The sequence below is a fragment of the Psychrobacter sp. 1U2 genome (assembly GCF_051847575.1).
The window spans coordinates 1-754 of record NZ_JBPYDC010000971.1 but is presented as its reverse complement, the minus strand read 5'-3'; the positions used below and the strand labels follow the sequence as shown (position 1 = coordinate 754).

1 protein-coding gene is annotated in these 754 nt (G+C 47.2%); it reads left to right on the top strand.

Features of this window, described 5'->3' with window-relative positions:
• Positions 1–76: 76 nt before the first annotated feature.
• The coding region (gene dapE, locus ACS8FD_RS19845) for a succinyl-diaminopimelate desuccinylase (protein ID WP_439277130.1) at positions 77–754 on the top strand (678 nt) is incomplete at its 3' end.

Here is a 754-nt window from a genome sequence, read left to right as displayed (position 1 = left end):
ACCCAGCTTTTAAACTTCGCAAATGCAGAATGCTGGGTTAAAAACCCAGCCTACGCTCAATTCTGAAAGGTCTATCATGTCTAATAATAAAAATACTTTAACGCAAACTCATCAGCAAGCCACTCTTGATCTAAGCATTGAACTATTAGAACGTCCTTCAGTGACGCCAGACGACGACGGTTGCCAAGATATTTTATCGGAACGCTTAAGACAGGCAGGCTTTGATTGTGAGTTTATGTATTTTGGCGATAGAGATAAGACTGGCGAGCACGCGGAAGTCAAAAACCTTTGGGCACGCCGTGGCACGACTGAACCAGTGATTTGCTTTGCCGGTCATACCGATGTGGTGCCAACAGGCGATGTCAATAATTGGACCTACCCGCCCTTTACCCCAACCATCGAAAATGGCTATCTCTGGGCGCGCGGTGCCGCTGATATGAAAACCGGCATTGCTGCTTTTACCATTGCAGCTGAGCGTTTCGTTGCCAACCATCCTGAGCATAATGGCTCTATCGCCTTTTTAATTACCTCAGATGAAGAAGGCCCCTCTATCAATGGCACCGTTAAAGTCATAGAAACTCTAGAAGCACGTAATGAAAAAATTACCTATTGTCTTGTTGGTGAGCCCTCGAGTACTGATACCCTAGGCGATATTATCAAAAACGGTCGCCGCGGCTCGTTGGGTGCCGTGCTGACGGTCACCGGTAAGCAAGGTCACGTGGCCTATCCGCATTTGGCTTGTAACCCTATTCAT